The organism is Sphingobium sp., assembly GCF_035511395.1.
Classification (GTDB): Bacteria; Pseudomonadota; Alphaproteobacteria; order Sphingomonadales; family Sphingomonadaceae; genus Sphingobium.
In genome coordinates, this window is the sequence record NZ_DATKFP010000301.1 from 1 (window position 1) to 22,444 (window position 22,444).

Consider the following 22,444-nt stretch of genomic DNA (forward strand, 5'->3'; position numbering starts at 1 on the left):
CAGCAGGAAGACCAGCTGGAAATCCATATGTGCTTTAAGCACCGCGAACAGTTGCGGCAGCACGGCGCCACCGCAGATCGCCATGATCATGATGGCAGAGCCGGTTTCCGTATGGCGTCCAAGGTCGCGGATGGCGAGCGGGAAGATGGCGGGCCACATCATCGCATTGGCAAAGCCCAGCGCCGCGATACAACCGACCGACAGATACCCGCTGGTCAGATAGGCGCCGACCACGAGCACTAAGCCCAGCGCCGCCGACAGGGCAAGATAACGTTCCTGCGACACGAAGCGCGGGATCAGTATCAGCCCCACCAGATAGCCTAGCAACATGCCCGCCAAGGTGAAGGACGTGTAGAAGGCTGTTTCCTCGATAGGCAAGCCCATGTTCTGACCATAGGGGCCAATGGCATCGCCCGCCATGACTTCAACGCCGACGTAAAGGAACAGGCACAGCACGCCGAGCCAGAGATGGGGAAAGGACAGCAGGCCTGGTCCCGTCTCGCCTCGATGTGTCCGTGCATGCGCAGGTTGGATATCGGGCAGGGGGGATCGCAACACAAACAGACCCAGCAGTGCTAGAAGACCTGCCATTGCCATATAAGGCATGTGGATATTGGCGGCGAATGCATCCAGAAACGCTTCGCGTGCCGCTGCATTGGGCGCGGCCTTGATTTGGGTGTCCAGTTCGCTGACGCCGTGCAGCACGAGCGTGCCGATGACCACGGGCGCCAATATGCCGGCGAGCTTGTTGCATATGCCCATGACGGCGATGCGCTGCGCTGCGCTCTCGATTGGTCCGACGATAGAGATATAGGGATTGGCGGCGGTCTGGAGGATCGCAAGGCCCGCGCCGATGACAAACAGACCGGTCAGCGCGCCGGGGAAGACGCGCATCGTCGCCATCTGGCCGAACAGTACCGCCCCTGCGGACATGATGAAGAGGCCCAGGGTCATTCCCCGCTTCATGCCGGTACGCCGCAGGATCATCGCCGACGGCAGGGCCAGGAAGAAATAGGACATGTAGAATACCATCGGCACCATGAACGCCGATACATCGTCCAGCGTGAAGGCCAGTTTTACGAAGGTGATAAGCGGACCGTTCAACCAGGTTACAAAGCCGAATATGAAGAACATCACTCCAATGATGCTGGTCGTGACCAAGGCGCTGGCGCCGTCACCCCGAGGCTTTCTCATGACACGCGCAACCATCCCTTGCCCCCTGTCGTCCAATCGGAACACGATTCCCGGCATGGCTAATCGGCCCGTCCGCAACCACCCTTGCCCTCAAAATTGCCGGTCGCGCTGACATTGTCAAACTATGTTGCACAACTTTGACTATTTTTTGAACTAAGTATTGCGCACAAGTTCCGAATCTGATTTTAATCGGGTCAGCGGAGGAACGGTTTCCATGCTGACCGAAATGCACGCCCATATTTTGCGCCTGATCAATCAGTCCGGTCCATTGAGTCGGATGGAGCTGGTGCGTCAGCTCGGAGTCAGCAAGGCGACAATGTCCGCGCTGGCTGCCGATCTTATCGAGCGCGGCATGCTGGCCGAAGGTGAAGTGGTCTATGGTGCGGGCCGTCCGTCCGTCAGGCTCGAACTTGCAGCGTCATCCGCCTTCTTCATTGGCGTCTCGCTCGCGTCTACGCCATTCATCGTCCGCCTGACCGACCTGCATGGCACTGTCGTTGGCGAAGCGACGATGGATTCCGGTTCCGCCCCGGAGGAAGTCGCCGGCGCCATCGTGTTGGTGGTGGAGCAGGTTCTCGCCAGTGCGGGCGTCAATCGCGAACGCCTTGCCGGGATCGGTATCGCCATACCCGGGCTGGTGGATGCAGATGCGGGAAGCTGCATACGTTCGACGCTTCTCAGCTGGCGCGACGTCGCGATCGGTCCCATGATTGCGCAGGCGACGGGTCTTGCGACCTTCGTAGAGAATGATGCCAATGCCCTTGCTTTGGGCGAGCACCTGTTTGGCAGTCTGCGTGGCAGTGATGCCTGCGCGGTCATTTCGGTGGGCGACGGTATCGGCTGCGGCCTTATCATCAATGGCGAGTTGCATCGCGGCGCGCGTGGCGGCGCCGGCGAAATCGCGCACTCCACCATCGAACTCAACGGCCTGCCGTGCAAATGCGGCAAGCGAGGCTGTCTCGACACGCTGGCGTCCGCCAAAAGCATCGCCAATTTCGCGCGGGAGGCTGGCCTGCCCGGCGATCTCGCAGCGCTCGGCGAGGCTGCTGACCATGGCAATCAAAATGCCATTGCCATCCTGCATCGTGCCGGTGCGGCGCTCGGTCTTTCGGTGTCGCAACTGATCCAGACCATGGATCCGGCGCGCATCGTGATCGCTCTATCCGAAGGACCGCTCGATGGTCCTCATGCCCGCGTCATTCGCCAGACCATCGAGGCGAATGTCATGTCCAGCGAAACCCGCCAGATCGATGTCGCGATGATGCGGCTGGGGCGGGAGGCCTGGGCGGTCGGCGCCGCCAGCGTGGCGGCGGGGCGAGGTTTGTTCCGGCTCTGACCAAATTTCACATGTCAGAAGTCGTGCCGAAACCGAGATGACGAAGAGCATCCGGGCGGCAGCAGGAAGCTGTGTCGCATCTAAGAGCAAAGGGGTTATTATGACGTTGAATCATCGAGTTTCCCGGTTTCTCATGGCAACGGCGCTGGGGGCCATGACGGTCGGCCAGGCCTATGCCCAGGACGCCGATGCCGATACCCGTCCGCAGAACGAACGATTCAACGGCACGTCCGACCAGGGATCGCAGGATATCGTCGTGACCGGCCGTGGCGCATCCGCCAACGGCGTGACCAACACCACGCCGGGCGGCGGCCTGATGGCGGTGCAGACCGGCACGAAGCTGCGCAGCACTATCACGCGCGACTATATCGACAAGCTGACCGGCACCACGACCGCCTTTGCCGCGATCAAGAGCCTGCCGGGCGTCGTCGTCGGATCGGGCGATCCCTTTGGCGGCAACGTCAACCTGTCGATCCGCGGCCTTAGCCAGACGTCGCTAGGCTTCAACTTCGAAGGCATGCCGATCGGCGACCAGCTGTCCTACAGTGCCTTTCCCGGCGAGTGGGCGGATGCGGAGAATGTCGGCCTCATCAACCTGACCCGTGGATCGACCGACATCACCGCGCCCGTCTACAACTCGGTCGGCGCGCTTTTGCAGGAAGAACTGAAGGCACCCGCACAGAATGCCGGCGGCTACGCGTCCTTCGCCTTCGGCAACCATGACCTCAACCGCCAGTTCCTGCGTCTGGAAACCGGCGAGATCGGCGACACGGGTATTCGCGGCTTCATCTCGGGATCGCGCACCTACAACAAGAGCTGGCGCGGTCCGGGCCGCACCGAGCGCCACCATATCGACAGCAAGTTCGTGAAGGACTGGGGCGAGGACAGCTTCGTATCGCTGGTCGCCACCTATAATGAAGAAAAGTCCGATCGTTCGCGCAATCCGACCATGGCACAATGGAAGGCGTCGGGCCGCGACTTCAACTTCGACGAAGACTATACGCCTGGCAACGCCAACTATTATCGCCTGCGTGTCGCCGATCGCCAGAGCCTTTATGTCAGCGCGCCGTCCAATATTCGTCTGAACGACAACCTCCAGCTGTCGGTCACGCCCTATTATCTCTACACCCATGGCATCATCAATGGCGCGAGCAACCTGAACCTCGTCACTGCCTATCAGGGCAGCGTGCCGGCCGGTCCGCTTCAGGCGCCGGGCGCCACCCCCGGCGCGACCACGGCGACGGTGATGAACGTCGACCGTTACGACCAGAATACCTATGGCCAGAACAGCTATCTGAAGTGGGACATGGGTTCGAGCCAGATCCGTGTGGGTTACTGGTATTCGCACTTCGTCCATGACGAGCTGGCCGCGTTCCAGGTGGCGGACGCCAATGGCAACGTCACCGACCCCTATGGCGATCGCGGTTCGGTGCTGACTGCCAATGGCGAAGTGCTGCGCAACTTTGCCGCCGTCATCAAGCAGGACGTGAACGGTGTCTATGCCGACATCACGTCGAAGCTGATGGACGACAAGCTGCTGCTGAACCTCGGCTTCAAATATGTCTGGGTCGATCGTGAATCCACCAGCCCGCTGGTGGGCTCGGCGATGAACATGAGCAGCCTTAGCCGCAAGCCGCTGCCGCAGGCATCGATCCGCTACAGTTTCGACGACAAGAATCAGGTCTTCGCCGACGTCACTACCGCCTTTCGCGCGCCTTCGGCCGTGTCCTCCTACGTCAACATCTACAATCTGACGACGGGCCAGCCGTCGAGTACGCCGTCGGGCAACTACAAGCCCGAATATTCGATCGGTGAGGAAATCGGATTCCGCCACCATGGCGAAGTCGTCCACTTCACGATCGCGGCATTCAACTACGACCTGAGCGATCGCCTGGTGCAGGGTAGCCAGATCGTCAACGGCACGAGCGTCGGTTTCGCCGTCAATGTCGGCGACCAGCGCGCCCGCGGTATCGAGTTCGAAATCGGGATGGTGCCCTATCACGGCTTCAGCCCCTATTTCTCGGCGCAATATCTGGATGCCAAGACGAAGGACGACTATCCGGTGCGCGGCGAATATCTGCCGACTGCCGGCAAGCGTGCGGTGCTCAGCCCCGAATTCATCGCGTCGGGCGGTATCAGCTATGACAATGGCCACTTCTTCGCGTCGGTCGAAGGCAATTATGTCGGCAAGCAATATTCGACGTTCATGAACGACGAAATCCTGCCGTCCTTCGCCACTGGCAACGCGACGATCGGCTATCGCTTCGACACCATCGGCTTCATCAAGAAGCCGCAGATGCAGTTCAACCTGACCAACTTCACCGACAAGAAATATCTGTCGGGCATGCAGGGCGTGACGTCCAACGCGCTGGCGACCACCAGCCGGACCGGAACGACCGTCGCAGGCTCGGCACCGACCTACCTTATCGGTGGCGGAATCGGCGCGACCTTCTCCATAAGCGCCGCGTTCTGATGGGAAGCCGCTGTCGGTTGCTGCACGGCCGACAGCGGCTTTTCTCCTTCGGGTCGCATCCATAAGCTGACGCCGTAAAGGCGCATATTTTACTCCATCAGTCGAAAGGCTATTTCGTCATGGAACGTCGTACTTTTCTCAAATCCGCTTCGGCCATCGCGCTGGCGACCTTCGCCATCGACGCGGTGGGCGCCAAGAGCCTGATCCCTGCCTTCGCCAAGACCCCGCGCATCGCCATCGGCGGCATCGCGTCGGAATGCAGCACCTACAGCCGTATCCGGGCCAAGTTGCCTGACATTCGGGTGCTGCGTGGTAACGAAATTCTCGAAAGCGATCAGTTCAGCTTCCTCAAGCGCTACGACGTTCCTTTCTTGCCCACGCTGGTGGCCAATGCCGGATCGGGCGGCCCGATGGACCGCCAGGCCTATGACACGCTCAAGGCCGAATATCTCGAACGGCTGAAGGCGCTGATGCCGCTCGACGGCGTCTATTGCGCGATGCATGGCGCGCTGTTCGTGGACGGCATGCAGGATGCCGAAGGCGACTGGTATGAAGCGACCCGCAAGCTGATCGGACCGGACTGCCTGATTTCGGCCAGCTACGACCTTCACGGCAATATCAGCCAGCGTATCGTCGACAATCTCGATTGCATCACCGCCTATCGCACCGCCCCCCATGTCGACCGTGTCGAAAACACGATGCGTGCGACCGACATGCTGACCCACTGCCTGCGCTACGGTATCCGCCCCTATATCAGCTGGGCGACCATTCCCGTCCTGCTGGCGGGCGAGCAGAGCAGCACCGAATGGCAGCCGGGCCGGCGCCTCTGGTCGGACCTCAGCGAATATAACCGCCAGCCCGGCATTCTCGATGTGTCGCAGCTGGTCGGCTATGTCTGGGCGGATGAGCCGCGCTCGGCCGCTTCCGTGGTCGTCACGGGCACGGCGCCCGTCACCCAGGCGCAGATCGCCACTGAACTGGCCCAGCGCTACTGGGATGCGCGTCGCGACTTCAAGTTCGGCAGCCCGACCGGCACGATCGAGGAGACCATCGCACAAGCCATGGCGTCCAAGACCCATCCGGTGGTCATCTCGGATTCCGGTGACAATCCCGGCGGCGGCGGCAATGCCGACCAGTCGACCTTTCTTCAGGCGCTGCTGAAGGCGGGCGCCAAGGACGTGCTGCTGGGCGGCATGACCGACAGGCCAGCGACCGACGCCTGCTACAAAGCGGGCGTGGGCGCTACCATCCCGCTCTCGATCGGCGGATCGCTCGATCCGATCCAGAGCCAGCCGGTCAAGGTCAACGCGACGGTCAAATATCTCGCCAAGGTGGGCAAGCCCGAGGATGGCGAGGCGGTCGTCGAATTCAACGGCATCACCGCGACGCTGTCGGCCCGCCGCCGCGCCTATCATGCGGCCGAAGCCTTCCAGGTGCTGGGCCTTGAACCCACGGCGTTCAAGATCGTCGTGCTGAAATGCGGTTACCTCAATCCCACGATGAAGCCGCTGGCCAACCCGCATCTGATGGCTTTGTCGCCTGGCGCGATCGATCAGGACATTCCGAACATCGAGAACAGGAACCGCGTGCCGAGCTTCCCTTGGGTGCAGGATCTGACTTACACGCCCAAGCCCTATCTGTCGAAGCGCGCTGCGCTGGCGAAGAAGGGCTGATTAGCAATGCGCGCGCGGTTGGCGTCCGCGCGCGCGACTGCCGGCTATCTCCACTTCGTAGATCGCGAGAAACCGCCATTATCGCCACTGCTCTGCCGACAATGAGGCGGGCCATCGGAATTCAGCGATGGGTCGGCGCGTCGGCTGAGCCGGGTGCATCATCCGACCGATGATTTTCTGTGATTATGGCTAGTTGCCGCCAGGTGATTGCCCGGCCAGCCTACCGCTTCGATCAGGTCGCCGTAGCGCGCATGTTGCGCTATTTTGGGTGACAAAAGACAGGAGCAGGAGCGTGACTGATGGCTGAATCCGATCCTCGAATCCAGGGCAAGCCGCTGCCTCGCTGCCCGGGACCGTCGGTACGACACCTCATGCTGGCGGACACGCATGAGGTGCCGGAATTTCTCTACCAGGACGTCTATGAAAATCTGGGGTCGGACCCGATTCCGACGTCGCGCTATACTGACCCGGCCTTCTTCGCGCTGGAAAATGAGAAGATGTGGCCGCGCACCTGGCAATTCGCCGCGCGTGAGGAGGAACTGCCCGATCCGGGCGATCATGTCGTCTATGACAATGCTGGCAAATCCTTCCTACTGGTCCGGCAGGAGGATGGGTCGATCAAAGGCTTCTACAATGTCTGCCTGCATCGCGGGCGGCAGTTGAAGACCGACGCCGGCTGGTCATCCTCGCTGCAATGCCCGTTTCACGGTTTCACCTGGAACAATGACGGCAGCATGAAGACCATCCCCTGCCGCTGGGACTTCCCGCACCTCAAGGAAGAGCGAATGGCCTTGCCGGAAGTGTCGGTCGGCCGCTGGGGCGGCTACATCTTTCTGCGAGAGGCCGACGACGGCCCGACGCTGGAGGAATTCCTCGCCCCCATGCCGGAACATTTCAAGCGCTGGCGACATGAAGAATGCGCGACCGCCATCTGGGTAGGCAAGGTGTGCAAGGCGAACTGGAAGGTGGTGATGGAGGCTTTCATGGAAAGCTGGCACACTGTCGTCACCCATCCGCAACTGCTGCCCTTCACCGGCGACGCCAACTCGATGTATAATATCTATGGCGATTATGTGAACCTGACGGTCACACCGTTCGGCACCATGTCACCGCACATCGATCCGCAGGGCAAGTCGCAGCAGTGGATCGTCGACGAGTTCGTCAAATATAATGGCCGCTCATCCGACAATTATGAAGGCGAGGAGGCACCCGAAGGCGGCTATAACGTCAAGGTGCCGGACGGGAGAACGGCGCGGGAAGCGCTGGGCGCAAGCCTGCGCGAAACCACCAGCAAGATGTTCGGCCATGATGTCGGCTTCGCGTCGGACGCGGAGATGATGGATGCCATCCTCTACAATGTCTTTCCCAACTGGTCGCCTTGGGGCGGGTTCCAGCCCAATATCGTCTATCGCTGGCGGCCTTGGGGTGATGTCGATCATTGTCTGATGGAAGTGCGCATCATCACCCGTGTTCCGCCGGGTCAGGAACCGCCACGCGCGCCTAAGATGAAATTCCTCTCGGTCGAACAGAAATGGACAGAAGCGCCGGAACTGGGGATATTGGGTGACGTGTTCGAACAGGATATGGCCAACCTGCCTTTTGTGCAGATCGGCCTCAAATCCAGCCATAATGGCAAGATCGAACTGGCCAATTATCAGGAAATCCAGATCCGCCAGTTTCAGAACACGCTGATGAAATATCTGAACGGCGAACTTTGACGGGGCAGGGGAGCGCCCTGTGCGCTCCCCAAATGTTCCTCAGCGCCCGGAAATGCCGGAGGCCCAGTCGCGGGTCTGGCTGAAATCCTCGCCCTTTCTTCCGGCAAGATGGATCGTCACCTCCTCGTGCAGGATACCATCCGTCGCCGCATCCTGCCGCGCCCAGTCGATCAGTTCGCGGCGGCGCTGGATCGCCCATTTTCCGTCCTTGCGGGCATAATCGTCGATATAGCGGCCTGCCATCAGCAAATCCCCGGCAGCATCCGTATCATTGTCGGCCCCGATGCGGTGCCATGCGAAGAAATAGACCTCGCCGCTCGCCGTCCCTGCATCGATATCGACGCTCAGGTCCACCTGCCCGACAATATGCTGGCTCGCCTTCATCTCGCCCAGCAGGCCCTGCGCGAAATCCGTATAGGCCTGCGGCCCGCCGCGCAGCAGGCCGCAATCGACATCGGCATCGGCATGGAAGGATGTGAGTTGGAGTGCGGGGTCCAGCCGGTCTTGCCCGCGCATATAGGCGTGGATCGCCTTCATGATCTCGCGGCGCGCGACCAGGTCGCGCACCTCCCGTTCGAGGTCCATAATCTTCCGTCTCCTACAGGCTGGCCCGCTTTGCGCGGACGGCTCCGATCCTGTTTGTGGCCAATGTCGCCGCCACTGGCCCACTGTGAAAAGTGCCAGAAATGGACGCCCATGTCCGTTTGAACCCTGACCTGCGTCTTTTCACAGGGTGACGTCATGCTGCGACAAGCGCATGAATTAACCGCCGGTGCATCAATGCTGTTGCCGGTCAGACAAAGCAAACAAGGCCATCAGGCCAACCGGGTGAGGATGAAATGAAGAACAACGCTCTAGTGCGCGAGCTGTTGCGCAGTGCTGCCGTCGTTGCCGCCATGGCGTGCGCCGGTCCCGTCTTCGCCCAGGAGGCCGCGCCGCAGGAGCCGCAGGCCACTGCCGGGGGTATTCAGGATATCGTCGTTACCGCGCGAAAGCGGTCGGAAAGCGTGCAGGATGTCCCTGTCGCCGTGACCGCCCTCTCCGCCGAGATGGTGCAGCGCCAAGATCTTACCTCGATCGAGAAGATCGCGGCCCGCACTCCTAACCTCAATGTCGGCCGCGCCTCCAACGGCTCGGGCGCGCAGCTCACCCTGCGCGGCATCGGTTCCTCCTCTACATCGATCGGTATCGAACAGTCGGTCGCGGTCGTCGTGGACGGCGTCTATTATGGTCAGGGTCGCATAATCAACGAGGGGTTTTTCGATCTTGGCCGTGTGGAAATATTGAAAGGCCCACAGGCGCTCTTCTTCGGCAAGAATGCGACGGCGGGCGTCATTTCGCTGACCAGCGCCGATCCGACCGACACGGTCGAGTTCAAGGCGCGCGCCGGCTATGAGTTTAAGGCCGAGCAGGCGCAATTGGAACTGGTGGGGTCAGGCCCGCTTACCGACACATTGGGCGTTCGGGTCGCCTTTCGCGCGTCCAAGATGTGGGGCGGCTATTATCGCAATGTCGCAGATCCCGTCACTTATACAACCTTCGACATCGCCGACAATTCGCTGGAAGGCCATGTCGCCACGCCGGCGTCGAGCAAAGCGCCGGGCGAAAAGGAATTGCTGGGCCGCATCACGCTGAGATGGGAACCGACCGACCGGCTGACCGCGACCTTCAAGGCATCGGGCGCCTATAATAAGGTCAATAACAGCAGCTGGAACTATGTTGCGTATAATTGCCCGTCAGGCTCCAGTCAGCTCAACGGGTTCGCGTGTGAGAAGGATTTTATCACGCATCAGAATAATATCCCGACCGACATCGCTGCCAACTTCCCCTTCTCCAAGTCGGACGGGCAGCTCTATAATCGCTACAAATCCTATGCGCTTACCGCGAACATCGCCTATGAACTCGACGATGTGACGATCACATCCGTCACCAATTATAACTGGAACAATAATCGCTGGGCCTGTGCCTGCGACTTCCAGTCCAGCGCGGCGGGTACATGGGCGACCGAAAATTCGACCTATCACGCCTTCTCGTCGGAACTGCGCGCCCTCACAACCTTTGACGGGCCGATCAACCTGATGGTCGGCGGCCTCTACCAGAAGACCAAGCGCGACTTCGAACAATATATCATGTTCGCCAATATCGAGGACAGCACCCAGTCGGCCGCCAACCGCTATCTGGCGACGACCAAGACCAGCTTCACCGATGGCGAGACGACCGCACTGTTCGGCCAGGTGACTTGGAAGGTCATTCCGACCGTCGAACTGGCGGGCGGCGTGCGCTATACCCATGAAACGAAAGACAGTTTCTTCACCCAGCCCTATAATAACGCCGCGGTCCAGACCATCTTCCGTGATCAGAACGACCCCGATGGCCTGGGTGAGGTTTTCGCCAACCAGAGCTTCAATAACTGGGCGCCCGAAGTGTCGCTGACCTGGAAGCCGACCTCGCAGATCCTCGTCTATGGCGCCTACAAGACCGCCTATAAGTCGGGCGGCTTCTCCAATGGCGGCATCAATTCCAAATTCTCTGCCGATCCGCTCTCCGACCTGACCTTCGATCCGGAACGCGCCCGTGGGTTCGAGGGCGGTATAAAGACGACGCTGGCCGACAATCAGCTGCGCCTGAACCTCGGCCTCTATAGCTATAAATATAAGGATTTGCAGGTCGACTTCTTCAACTCGCCGATCTTCGCCTTCCAGACGCTGACCGCCGACGCCCGCACCAAGGGGGCCGAACTGGAGTTCGAATTTGCGCCCCGCGCGGTCGAGGGGCTGAACATTCATGGCTCGATCAACTATAACAAGGCGCAATATACCAATTTCCCCGAAGCGCCCTGCTATGCCGGCCAGAGCCAGGCCGAAGGGTGTAACATCGTCCTTGCCGGCGGCGGTACGCGGCAGAATCTGGACGGCAAGCCGCTGTCCGTCGCGCCCAAATGGACGGGCACGATCGGCGCATCCTATGACCATCTGATCGGCAACGGCCTGATGTTCGGCATCAACGCCGATGTCCGCTACAGCGCCTCCTACCTAGCCTCGGGCTTCGGCAATCCGGACTCGCGGCAGAGTAAATACGCCACGATCGATGCCGGTATCCGCGTCGGTGCGGAGGATGAACGCTGGCAGGTCGCGGTGATCGGCAAGAACCTCACCAATCGCTTCTATGTCACCGGCGTGGTTGACGGTCCGTCGACCGGCGGCGCGTCGGGCGGCGTCACGCCGGCCCATGCCGACCAACTCGGCTTCGGCACGCTGCCGCGCACGGTGATGGTGCAACTCTCGACCAAATTCTGAAGAGCGACAGAAAGATGGGGGAGGTCCGTCCAGTGTTTCCCCATTTTCCGTCTTATCACAGGGATTTAGTCTGCGCGACCATCATCGGCCATCAACTGCAACAGGCGACGGCGATGTAGTGGGACAGCGTGCAGAGCTGCGACTATGCCGCCTATCCCGAACTGATGGTCGTTGCCCGCAATGACGCCGAACTGCGCGACTGTTTCGTGCCCGGCGCGCTATGCCATGAAAGGGTCTGGACGCAGGAAGTCGCCAGTGCTTTCCCGCAATGGGAAGGGAATGAAGCGAACCTCCAGGTCGCCAGCGATTTCGTCGTGGCGACTTATCTGGGATGGCTGATCATGTCACTTCTGCTTGGCGACCGGCGCGACAATGTGCGGTTCATCGTCGACCTTTGCCACCGCAACGGCCAGGTGCCTGAAGCATCCTATGCGCGTCAGCGTATCGTTTCCCCATTATCGATGACGATATTGGCCCCTGTCATATGGCGACCATCCTCGCAGGCGAGGTAGAGGACCATCTTCGCGATGTCGATCGGCTGACCCATGCCGTGCTGGGCTGTCTGCTCCAGTCCAGCGGAATCGGCGGGCAGTTCGGCAACGGCCTGCGCCGTCATTGGCGTCACGATCCCGCCCGGCGCGATCGAATTGACCCGGATGTGATAGCCCTGTTCCTGGCAATGGACCGCGATGCTGCGGGTCATGGCGATGATGCCGCCCTTGGCGCCCGCATAGGCGGGAATGACGCTCAACCCCTTGATCCCGCCGATCGACGCCATGTTGATGATCGAACCGGAACCGTCGCGGCTCATATGCGGGATGGCGGCCCTGCACCCCAGGAAGGTGCCGTCCAGCATCACATCGACCTGCATCTTGTAGTCGGCATAGCTGATATCTTCGACCGTGCCGAATCGCACCAGGCCGGCATTGTTGACCAGGATGTCGAGTCGGCCGAACTGATCGATCGTCGTCGCCACTACCGTTGCCCATTCGGCTTCGCTCCGCACGTCATGATGCAGATAGAGGCAGCCTGGTAGTTCCGCCGCCAGTGCCTCGCCCATCGCATCCTGAATATCGGTGATGACGACGCTTGCGCCCTCCGCCGCCAGCAGGCGGGCATCGGCCGTGCCCAGACCCGATGCGCCGCCCGTGATGATTGCGACCTTACCGTCCAGCTTTCCCATGGCGTTCCTCTCTCCGTTCATAGCGACGCCCAATGGGCATGGACCGGATCGTCCTTGCCAAAGGCGCCGCGCGTCTTCAATGGCTCATACATGCCGTCGAGCGCCATGCTGGCCGGGTGGGCCGTGTTCCAGTCCGCGACGAAGGTGCGGCTGGCGATCTTCCAGACGCCGTTGCGCCTTTCATAGCGGTCGAGATAGCGCCCGCCGGTCATCACGTCCTGCCCGCCCGCGGAAAGATGAGCGATCACATAATGCTCGCCGACCCCATGATCGCCCTTCACATCGATCCACTCATTGGCGACCGAATGGAAGCAATAGTCGAGATTGGCAGTGCAATAAGCGGTGACACCGTCGGCAAACGCGGGGCCGGACGCATTGACGATGCCCGACACCACCGTGCTGTCCTCCCAGAAGATTGATGCCAGTAGTTCGGCATCGCCCCGGTCGATGCCCCTGCAATAGGTCATGACGAGGTCGTGGATCGCCAGGCGCGAAAGCGCCTGGTCCAGCGCGGCGGTATCGGGCGACATGGGGGCGGCTCCTTGGGCAGCGAGGGAGGAGGCATGGTGATGGGCCAGCAGGGCAAGAGCCGGGTCGGCGGATCCCTTCGCGCCGGTGGGAACGAAATGATCGGGCGCGGACGAGGGTGCCGGCGGACGCGAGGCATCGGCGCGATTAACATTGCCGTCCATCACATAGCGGCGATAAACGATCCGCCACGCCCCTTCGCGTCGCTCCAGCCGGTCGAGATAGCGGCCGAAGATCAGCCGCTGCATCCCCGGTTCCTGCGTATAGGCAATGACATAGGCCTCGCTCACTGCTCGGTCGCCGTCCAGCCGGATCATCGGCGGGGCGGTGCGATGCAGCGTCGGCGGCGCATCTGCCATGGCGTCGGCCAGAACGGTGGCGAGTGCATCCGCCTCGCCGATGAAGAAACCATAATCGACGCTCGCGCCCGGATGGTATGCGCTGATTATCAGTGCGGCGTCGGCGCGGTCCACGCCCCTGCTGTGTCGGGCAAGGGCATTGCCGATCTGGTCATGGGCAATCAGTTGCTCTGCGACTAGGGATGATTTTGAAGGCATGGAAGAAGCATAGCGCTGAGCCCATGCGCGCGCGCCTTTCAGAAATTGTAGGTGACGAACGCGCCATATTGGTGGCGCGGCGCATCGCCGATCAGCGCGGCATAGCCCGGCGAGCCATAAGAGGTGGAGATATAGTGCTTGTCGAGCAGCTTCTTGCCCTACGGTGCGAGCTGAAACCGGTTGCCCGGCGCGCGTCAGGTGAGCAGCGCATCGACATAATGGGTCAGCTGGATATCCAATCACGGTATAATATGTCTTGGATTTATAGACAACTGACGTCCTCGACGATCTTAGGTTCGCCGGCCAGATTGATCGTATAGTGATCCCGGCCGTCGTCGCCCATTAAGTCCAACGCAAAATGCCGATTCCGTATGAATTCGTATGTATGGGTTGCTCGTCATACCTGACCGTGTAAGCGCGTGAACGGGCGCAGGCGGCGTGAGGTCGGCCGCGTGAGGGAAGGAGGGAAAGGCATGGAAAAGCCTCGCCAAGGCGGTGCTGGGCTGTGGAATATCAGCTTTGGCTTCTTCGGCATCCAGATCGGTTTTGCGCTGCAAAATGCCAATATGAGCCGCGTTTTCCAATCATTGGGATCAAGTGTCGACGATCTGTCTGCGTTGTGGATCGCGGCGCCGCTGACCGGGTTGTTGGTCCAGCCAGTTATCGGGCATCTGTCCGACCGCACTTGGCTCGGCAGGCTAGGAAGGCGCCGGCCCTATTTCCTGCTCGGCGCATTATTTGCCGCGTTCGCTTTGCTTTTCATGCCGAGGAGCGATGGGCTGCTGATGGCCGCACTTCTGCTATGGGTGCTCGATGCCAGTCTCAACATCTCGATGGAGCCGTTTCGCGCCTTTGTTGGCGACATGCTGCAAAAGGAACAGCATGTGGTCGGCTATGCCGTGCAGACCGCATTTATCGGCGCCGGCGCGGTCGTGGGGTCACTTTTTCCCTATATACTGGACCATTTGGGTGTAGCCAATATTGCCGCACCCGGCGAAGTGCCTGACACCGTGCGCTACAGTTTCTGGGTCGGTGGTGCGGCGCTCTTCGCCGCAGTGTTATGGACTGTGCTAACGACGCGCGAATATTCACCTACGGAGATGCGCTCGTTCAACGCCAATGTCGAAACACATGTCGCGCCCGATCTGGCGGCACGGAAAATACTGCCCTGCTTAGCGTGGATTGGGGCTGGCGCCGTCGTTGCCTTGATGGTCGAAGCCTGTGCAATGGAAAAGGAGATGTATCTGTTAGGGGTGCTGCTGGCGGGCTATGGCCTTGCGAGCCTGGCAGCGATCCAACTCGCCCGATGCGGGAGGAGAGACAATATGCTGGCCCATATTGTCGGCGATGTAGCGGGTATGCCACCCATCATGAAGCAGCTTGCTGTGATCCAATTTTTCAGCTGGTCGGCGCTATTCATCATGTGGATCCACACGACGCCGGTCGTGGCTCAATATATGTTCGGTTCGGCCGATTCCGCGAGTGCAGCCTATCAGGCGGGCGGCAACTGGGTTGGTGTCCTCTTTTCGGTCTATAATGGCGTGGCCGCGATAGCGGCGTTGACTCTGCTGCCCTGGACTGCGCGCCGGATGGGTCAGGCTCGCACACATGCGTTGTGCCTGACGGCGGGTGCGGCGGGGTTCGCCAGCTTCTTTTTCTTGCGCGATCCAAACGCGTTGTTGCTGAGCGAGATAGGAATCGGCGTCGCCTGGTCGTCCATCCTCGCCATGCCCTATGCGATGCTGGCATCGAGCCTGCCCGCTGCGAAGATCGGGGTCTATATGGGCCTGTTCAACATCTTCGTCGTCGTACCGCAGTTGCTTGTGGCTACGGCGATGGGATCGATCATGAAGGCCTTCTTCCCCGGCGAACCGATCTGGACCATGGCTTTTGCCGCCGGCACCCTGCTGGTCGCCGCGCTTGCCTCTCTGCGGATCAGAATATGAGGAGATTGGCGACTCGATCCTGCGATCTGGACCATGGCATGATGGCGGATGACGTTACGGAAAGCGTTGCATTTTGCTATGGATGCAGATTTTGCAACCGCGAGAAGCTATTTCGCACTTGCAGCAAGAGGCGGTTCGGGTCAAAAGGAACCTGCCTTTCAGGCATCCTCTCCTAAAACTTTGCGGGCTGGTCTTCGGATCGGCCCTTTTTTTTTAATTTGATAATTCAGAGCGTATAGGACCGACACCAAGGTCTTGAGTCGGATAATTCACACGAATGGATCAGCCCAAAGGATCGCGCGTCAGCCTGCTGAACCGTCTGCATCGGACCGATGGCCTGCAAGAGGACAGATCAGCTGATTGAGCCGCGTCTCATCTTGCACGCCCGACGCGAGGGCGTGACAAATCCAATCCAGGCACCGTGCCAGAAACAGCATGTCCCTCTCCATCTTTTATGCGCTGATCATAGCATAAGCCGCATTTGAGTGAAGTGGCTGTGAGCAGCCGGCATCAAATGATACGGTGTGGTATGACTTCGATCGACGCGCCGGACAAAATGGAGGCATTCGGTTCTATGAAGCCGTTTCCTACTGGTCTGCGCCGATCACGCGATAGAGAAGGATGCGGTTGCTGACCGAGGCGAGATCGGTCGCGATTGCTGACTGGCGGGCGCCGTACAGCGTCCGCTGGCTGGTCAGCGCATTAAGGAATGTGTCGACTCCCGCCCGATAGCGCTGGTCGGCCAGATCATAAGCCCGGCTGCTGGCGGTCACCAGTCGTTGCTGTGCCGCCTGCTGGGCATTGATGGTACCGGCACGCGCAAGCCCATCCGCGACCTCCTGAAAGGCGGTTTGCACCGCCTTCTCATATTGGGCGAGATAGAGGTCGCGTTGCGCCTTGCTGTAATCGAGATTGCCGCGATTGGGGCCGCCGAAGATAGGCAGGCTGGCGGATGGGCTGGCCGACCAGGCAAAGGCTCCGCCTTTGAACAATGCGGAAAGCGCGGAACTGGCGACGCCGATAGCCGATGTCAGGCTGATCGTCGGAAACATGGCGGCGCGCGCTGCGCCGATGTCCGCATTGGTCGCCTTCAACTGATGTTCTGCCTGAAGCACGTCGGGACGCTGTAGCAGAATGTCCGATGACAGCCCGGCCGGCACTGTCGCCACACCTGCGAGCAGTTCGTCGAGCGAGGCGGGAAGCAACGCTTCCTCGACCGGCGCGCCGACGAGCAGGTCGAGCGCGTTGCGATCCTGTGCCACCTGGGTGATGTTGGCGGCCACGTCGGATGCGGCCTGCTCCACCGTGGTTTCGGCCTGATGCACATCGAGTTTGCCGGCCAGTCCGGCGGCATTGAGCGATCGCGTGAGATCGAGAGTACGCTGCGCGCTTTCCTGCGTCTGGCGCGAAACCGCGAGCAGTTCCTGATCCGCCGCAAGCGTCGCATAGGCGGTTGCCGTTTCGGCGATCAGGGTGATGCGGGTCGATCGCGCGCCCTCTTCAGTGGCCAGATAGGATTGAAGCGCCGATTCCGTCAGATTGCGCACGCGGCCGAACAGATCGATTTCGAACGCGCTGAAACCCAGATCCGCGCTGTAGCTGTTCTGACGGGCGTCATTCTGCCGCGTGAAGCTGGCTGCCGCGTCCGCAGTGATGGTGGGTAACTGTGCCGCCCGCTGGACCTTATACTGGGCACGCGCCGACTGGACATTGGCGAGCGCGGCACGCAGGTCGCGATTGTTCGCGAGCGCTCGCTCGATCACGGTCTTCAGCTTCGCATCTTGCACTAGCCCGGTCCAGGGCAGACCGGCCTTGGCGTCCGCTTGCGGCGCATAAGCTTCGCCTGTCGGAAGCGTGGGCGGCACTGGCGGCGCGGGGCGCTCATAATGGGGCGCCATGTTGCAGCCGGCGAGCAGCAGCGCGGTGCCGAGGAAAAGGTGCACGCGCGTCATGCGGGAACTCCTGCATCGGGCGCGGTGGCAGACGGCGCGTCCTTTTTCTCGTCGCTGCCGAAAAGGCGGGCGATGGTGAGGAAGAAGAGCGGCACCAAGAAGATGGCCAGCACCGTCGCCGTGGTCATGCCTCCAATCACCGCTGTGCCGATCGCGACGCGACTTTGCGCGCCTGCGCCGGTTGCGATGGCAAGGGGAATGACACCCGCGATGAAGGCAAGCGAGGTCATCAGGATCGGACGGAAGCGAAGGCGCGCGGCTTCGAGCGCGGATGCGAACGCATCCTTGCCCTCCCGGTGCGCGAGTTCCGCGAACTCGACGATCAGGATCGCATTCTTCGCGGCCAGGCCCATGGTGGTCAGAAGACCAACCTGGAAGAAGATGTTGTTCTCCAGCCCGCGCGCCCACACGGCAATCACCGCGCCGATCAGGCCAAGTGGAATGACCAGCAGGACCGCCAGTGGGATCGACCAGCTTTCATAGAGGGCGGCCAGACAAAGGAAGACGACCAGCACCGACAGGCCGTAGAGCAGCGGGGCCTGTCCGCCCGACAGCTGCTCCTGATAGGACAGGCCGCTCCAGGCATAGTTGGTGCCGGCGGGAAGCTGTTTCTGTAACTCGACCATCCGGTCCATGGCCTCGCCCGAACTGGCGCCGTCGGCCGCCTGCCCCTGTATCTCGAAGGAGGAAAGGCCGTTGAAGCGTGATACGCTGCTCGGCCCCATCGTCCAATGGGTCGTCGCGAAGGCAGAGAAAGGAACCATCTCGCCCGTACTGCTGGACCGGACCATCCAATTGTCCAGGTCGCTCGGCAGCGCGCGATAGGATGCATCGGCCTGCATGTAGACGCGCTTCACGCGGCCGCGGTCGACGAAATCGTTGACATAGGTGCTGCCCCAGGCGGAACTGAGGACATCGTCTACATCGGTCTGGGTCAAGCCGAGTACGGCGAGCTTTTCGGTATCGACATCGACTTTCAGTTGGGGTGTGTCTTCCAGCGAGGCGGCACGAACACCGGCGAGTACCGGATCCTTCGCTGCGGCAGCCAGAAGCTGGTTGCGCAGTTCGAGGAAGCGGTCGCGGCTGAGGCCGCCGCTGTTGAGCAGTTCGAAGGTGAAGCCGTTAGACTGGCCAAGACCACGAATGGCCGGCGGCGTCATCGCCAATATCTTTGCGTCGCGGATCGCCGCCAACTGCTTGGTCGTGCGGCCGGCAATGGCGCCGGCGGTGTTCGTAGCACCCTTGCGATCGTCCCAGGGGGCGAGGTTGATGAAGCCCTGGCCGACATTCTCGCCCTGACCCTGGAAGCTGAATCCGGTCATGATGAAAGCGAAGGAAACATTGTCCTTTTCGTCGTTCAGGAAATAATTCTGGACTTGGTCGATCGCAGCGTTGGTACGACTGGACTTGGCGCCGGCGGGAAGAGTGACCTGCACCATGACCTGGCCCTGATCCTCGACCGGCAGAAAGCTGGACGGGAGGCGCACGAACAACAGCACCAACACTCCCAGCACCACGACATAGAGCGCCCAGAACAGCTTGCGCCGGCTCATCACCCGCTCGGTCCGGCGGATATAGCTGCCCGTCATCCGTTCGAACCAGCGATTGAACTTGCCGGCCCACCCCTTGTGCCGCTTTTCGTGATCCGATCCCTTGAGCAGGGTGGCGCAGAGCGCCGGGGACAGGATCAGCGCGACCACGACTGATAACAGCATGGACGAAACGATTGTGATGGAGAATTGGCGGTAGATGACGCCGGTGGACCCGCCGAAAAAGGCCATGGGCAGCAGGACGGCGGACAGTACCAGAGCGATGCCGACCAGCGCGCTGCCGATCTCGTCCATCGACTTCATCGTCGCGTCGCGGGCGGATAGCCCTTCCTCCTCCATGATGCGCTCCACATTTTCGACCACGACGATCGCATCGTCGACCAGCAGGCCGATGGACAGCACCATGCCGAACAGGGTCAGTGTGTTGATCGAATAGCCAAACAGGGCGAGGATGCCGAAGGTGCCGAGCAGCACCACGGGCACCGCGATTGCCGGCACCAGTGTCGCGCGCCAGCTCTGGAGGAAGACGAACATCACGATGACGACGAGGACGACGGCCTCGATCAGCGTCTGGATGACTTCCTCGACCGATAACTTGATGAACGGCGTGGTGTCGCGCGGATAGACGACCTTGTAGCCATGGGGCAGTCCGGCGGACAGTTCCTCGACCCTGGCCTTTACAAGCTCGGCGGTCTTGAGCGCATCGGCGCCGGGGGCCAACTGCAAAGCCATGCCAGATGCAGGATGGCCATTGAGACGTGCCGAAGTAGTGTAGCTTTCGTTGCCCAGTTCGACCCGCGCCACGTCGGAAAGATGGACGATCGACCCGTCGCTCTGCGTCTTGACGATGATCTTGCGGAACTGGTCGGGCGTCTGGAGGCGTGCCCGCGCCGTCACCGTGGCGTTAATCTGTTGATTGGCGGGTGCGGGGTCCGCGCCGATCTGACCGGCCGACACTTCGATATTCTGCGCCCGGATTGCGGTTTCCACGTCGGAAGGCATCAGCTTGACCGCTGCCAGCTTATAAGGGTCCAGCCAGATGCGCATCGCATATTGCGAACCGAAAATCTGGGTGGCGCCGATACCATCGATACGCGCGATCGAATCCTGGAAATTGTTGACCAGATAATCGGCGATGTCGGCCTGTGTGGCATTGTCGGTTTCGTCGTACAGGCCGACCAGCATCAGGAAGTCGGTCTGCTGCTTGGTGACGGTCAGGCCCTGCTGCTGCACCGCGTTGGGCAGTCGGCTGAGCGCCTGCTGCACGCGGTTTTGCACCTGCACCTGCGCGGTGTCCGGATCGGTGCCCTTTTCAAAGGTGACAGTGATTCGCGACTGCCCCGTCGCCGTCGACGAGGAGGAGAAATACATGAGGCCGTCGATGCCGGTCAGCTGCTGTTCGATGACCTGGGTAACGCTGGTTTCGACGGTTTCGGCCGATGCGCCGGGATAGGTTGCGCTGATGCCCACGCCCGGCGGCGCGATGTCGGGATATTGGGCGATGGGCAGCGACAGCATGGCACCAAGGCCCGCCAGCATGATGCCGATGGCGATGACCCATGCGAAGATGGGCCGGTCGATGAAATAGCGGCTCAGCACGGAAAAACTCCTACTTCGCCGCTGCGACGGCGACGGGCTTTACCGCGTCGTCGGGCTGCACCTTGTCGGTGCCTTCCACGATCAGCCGGTCGCCGGCCTTCAGGCCTGATGTGATCAGCCATTTGTCGCCGATCGCCTGCGCGGCGGTCACGGTGCGACGTTCGACCTTGTTCGCCTTCGTCACGACCAGCGCGGTCGCATTGCCCTTGGGGTCGCGGGTGATGCCCTGCTGGGGTGCCAGGATTGCGCCGGGCACGACCGACTGCGGCGCGACGACGCGCACGAACATGCCGGGCAGCAACAACCCGTCGGGATTGGGGAAGCGTGCGCGCAGCGTCACCGTGCCGCTGTTCACGTCGACGATCGGTTCGGCAAATTCGATGCGGCCCTCCAGCGGATAGTCGGTGCCGTCGTCCAGCTTCAGCCGGATCGTGGCGCTGGCGGGCAGCGCCTTGCCTGACGCCAGCGATCGGCGCAGCTGCAACAATTGCGCGCTCGATTGAGTAACGTCGACATATATGGGGTCGAGCTGCTGGATAGTGGTGAGCGGATCGGTCTGGCTCGCCGTCACCAGCGCGCCAGGGGTGAACAGGGTACGGCCGATCCGCCCGCTGATCGGTGCGCGAACCAGCGTGAACTCCAGGTTCACACTGCTGGTTTGGAGCGTGGCGCGTGCCTGCTGCACTGCGGCCTTTGCCTGTCGCGCCGTAGCGACCACATCGTCGCGATCCTGGGCGCTGACGGCTTCGGTTTCTCCGAGGCTGCGATAACGCGTCGCTCTTGCCTGGGCAGCAACGGCCGTCGCCTCGGCGCTGGCCAATGTCGCGAGCGCTTCGTCACGCGACGCGCGATAGAGGCGGGGATCGATCTGGTAGAGGGGCTGGCCGGCGTTGACCATTGATCCTTCGGTGAAAAGACGCTTCTGGATCAGGCCGGCGACCTGTGGACGTACTTCCGACACCATGGTCGACACCGTACGGCCGGGCAGTTCGCTCGCCACCGTTACATTCTGGGTGGTCAGCGTAACCACGCCGACTTCCGCCGGTCCTTTCTTGGGAGCCTTTTCCTGACCGCATGCGGCTAGCAGCATGAGCAAGGCAATCGGTGCGACCCGAAGGCTGTAAAGATGGGCGGAAGTCGGCATGGATCGGCGTTCAGTCCTTGGATGTCGAAATTACGGGCCCCTGCGACGCCACCCGGAGAGGCAAGGCGGTGGATCGGACGCACGGGGGAGGGGTAGGGGATGTGCGTCGTCGATCCGGCCTGTCCAATCGGGCTTTCCTGCCATCAAGGCGGGAATGGTCATCGCAAGGGCTCCGCTTTGTGCCGACCGAGGGGAGGCCGACAGCGTCCTCATCGTGACTTTGCCTGTCACATCATAGAGGGACTTGTTTTCTGATTGGTTCGGGCGGTCGCGGGAAGTATCGCTTTGTATCGGC

The 22,444-nt window shown here is 61.2% G+C and carries 14 protein-coding genes; 7 read left to right on the forward strand and 7 right to left on the reverse strand.

The window, feature by feature from the left end:
* Window positions 1–1,134: sugar MFS transporter (locus VMR39_RS21025; RefSeq protein ID WP_325418743.1), on the reverse strand; the 1,134-nt coding region annotated here is incomplete at its 3' end.
* Between the two features lie 274 nt (window positions 1,135–1,408).
* On the opposite strand from VMR39_RS21025, the gene VMR39_RS21030 reads away from it, so the two are divergent.
* The 4 genes from VMR39_RS21030 to VMR39_RS21045 all read left to right on the forward strand — a co-directional run bounded on the left by VMR39_RS21030 (window position 1,409) and on the right by VMR39_RS21045 (window position 8,394).
* Entirely contained in the window at window positions 1,409–2,530 is a 1,122-nt protein-coding gene (locus tag VMR39_RS21030; protein ID WP_325418745.1) for an ROK family transcriptional regulator, read from the forward strand.
* A 154-nt stretch (window positions 2,531–2,684) separates the two neighbouring features.
* Complete coding sequence (locus VMR39_RS21035) at window positions 2,685–5,003, forward strand: TonB-dependent receptor (protein ID WP_325418747.1); 2,319 nt, start codon at window positions 2,685–2,687, stop codon at window positions 5,001–5,003.
* 119 nt (window positions 5,004–5,122) lie between these two features.
* Window positions 5,123–6,676: a M81 family metallopeptidase gene (locus tag VMR39_RS21040; RefSeq protein WP_325418749.1), complete on the forward strand. Its 1,554-nt coding sequence runs from the start codon at window positions 5,123–5,125 to the stop codon at window positions 6,674–6,676.
* A 299-nt stretch (window positions 6,677–6,975) separates the two neighbouring features.
* Window positions 6,976–8,394 carry an aromatic ring-hydroxylating dioxygenase subunit alpha gene (locus VMR39_RS21045; RefSeq protein ID WP_325418751.1) on the forward strand — a complete coding sequence of 473 codons (1,419 nt, stop codon included), beginning with the start codon at window positions 6,976–6,978 and terminating at the stop codon, window positions 8,392–8,394.
* A gap of 39 nt (window positions 8,395–8,433) precedes the next feature.
* Here VMR39_RS21045 and VMR39_RS21050 read toward each other — a convergent pair whose 3' ends face one another.
* Entirely contained in the window at window positions 8,434–8,979 is a 546-nt protein-coding gene (locus VMR39_RS21050; protein ID WP_325418754.1) for a nuclear transport factor 2 family protein, read from the reverse strand.
* Between the two features lie 254 nt (window positions 8,980–9,233).
* Between VMR39_RS21050 and VMR39_RS21055 the strand changes: the two genes are divergently transcribed.
* Window positions 9,234–11,690, forward strand: coding sequence for a TonB-dependent receptor (locus VMR39_RS21055; RefSeq protein WP_325418756.1), 2,457 nt, complete (start codon window positions 9,234–9,236; stop codon window positions 11,688–11,690).
* A 128-nt stretch (window positions 11,691–11,818) separates the two neighbouring features.
* Complete coding sequence (locus VMR39_RS21060; RefSeq protein ID WP_325418758.1) at window positions 11,819–12,202, forward strand: hypothetical protein; 384 nt, start codon at window positions 11,819–11,821, stop codon at window positions 12,200–12,202.
* Here the strand turns inward: VMR39_RS21060 and VMR39_RS21065 are convergent.
* The gene (locus VMR39_RS21065; protein WP_325418760.1) at window positions 12,127–12,873 is read right to left on the reverse strand and encodes an SDR family oxidoreductase; all 747 of its coding nucleotides are present in this window, start codon (window positions 12,871–12,873) and stop codon (window positions 12,127–12,129) included. The two genes, VMR39_RS21060 and VMR39_RS21065, sit on opposite strands and share 76 nt — an antisense overlap.
* A 17-nt stretch (window positions 12,874–12,890) precedes the next feature.
* A complete protein-coding gene (locus tag VMR39_RS21070; RefSeq protein WP_325418762.1) occupies window positions 12,891–13,958 on the reverse strand; it encodes a nuclear transport factor 2 family protein in 1,068 nt (355 codons plus the stop codon).
* A gap of 473 nt (window positions 13,959–14,431) precedes the next feature.
* On the opposite strand from VMR39_RS21070, the gene VMR39_RS21075 reads away from it, so the two are divergent.
* The gene (locus VMR39_RS21075; protein ID WP_325418764.1) at window positions 14,432–15,904 is read left to right on the forward strand and encodes an MFS transporter; all 1,473 of its coding nucleotides are present in this window, start codon (window positions 14,432–14,434) and stop codon (window positions 15,902–15,904) included.
* A gap of 587 nt (window positions 15,905–16,491) precedes the next feature.
* Here the strand turns inward: VMR39_RS21075 and VMR39_RS21080 are convergent.
* The 3 genes from VMR39_RS21080 to VMR39_RS21090 are packed head-to-tail and all read right to left on the reverse strand — an operon-like array spanning window position 16,492 to window position 22,149.
* Complete coding sequence (locus tag VMR39_RS21080; protein WP_325418766.1) at window positions 16,492–17,856, reverse strand: efflux transporter outer membrane subunit; 1,365 nt, start codon at window positions 17,854–17,856, stop codon at window positions 16,492–16,494.
* Window positions 17,853–21,005 carry an efflux RND transporter permease subunit gene (locus VMR39_RS21085; protein WP_325418768.1) on the reverse strand — a complete coding sequence of 1,051 codons (3,153 nt, stop codon included), beginning with the start codon at window positions 21,003–21,005 and terminating at the stop codon, window positions 17,853–17,855. Before VMR39_RS21085 ends, VMR39_RS21080 begins: the two co-directional genes overlap by 4 nt.
* Window positions 21,006–21,015: 10 nt before the next feature.
* A complete protein-coding gene (locus VMR39_RS21090) occupies window positions 21,016–22,149 on the reverse strand; it encodes an efflux RND transporter periplasmic adaptor subunit (protein WP_325418770.1) in 1,134 nt (377 codons plus the stop codon).
* Between the last annotated feature and the right edge of the window lie 295 nt (window positions 22,150–22,444).